1 protein-coding gene is annotated in these 394 nt (G+C 70.8%); it reads left to right on the forward strand.

Going from position 1 to position 394, the window contains the following annotated elements:
- A partial coding sequence (locus G3I78_RS50340) for a CocE/NonD family hydrolase C-terminal non-catalytic domain-containing protein (protein WP_275424956.1) occupies positions 1 to 290 on the forward strand: 290 nt, incomplete at its 5' end.
- Between the last annotated feature and the right edge of the window lie 104 nt (positions 291 to 394).

Genomic DNA, 394 nt, shown 5'->3' on the forward strand with positions numbered 1-394 from the left:
CCTCCGTCATGGTCACCCGCGGCTGGCTGAAGGCATCCCACCGCACCCAGCCGCCCCAGCCGATCGAGCCGGGAACTGTCGTCCGCTACGAGATCGAGGTCTGGCCGACCTCGTACGTCTTCCCCAAAGGCAGCCGAATCCGCCTGGAGATCGCCAACGGCGACTCGCCGGTCGCCGACGGCCTGTTCCACCACTACTACGGCCACAAGGCTGGCCGCGACCTCATCCACCACGACGCCGACCACCCCTCCCACCTCGTCCTGCCCGTCATCCGCCATCCCGCCGACTGACAACGGAGCATCCGCCGTGGCCACCACATCGCCCTCACCAAGACCGCCCGCCGCGCGCCACCTCACCGACATCCCCGACGGGGCGGCCCGCGCCGCTCGGCTGG

This window comes from Streptomyces sp. SID13726, from assembly GCF_010548375.1.
Taxonomy (GTDB): Bacteria; Actinomycetota; Actinomycetes; order Streptomycetales; family Streptomycetaceae; genus Streptomyces.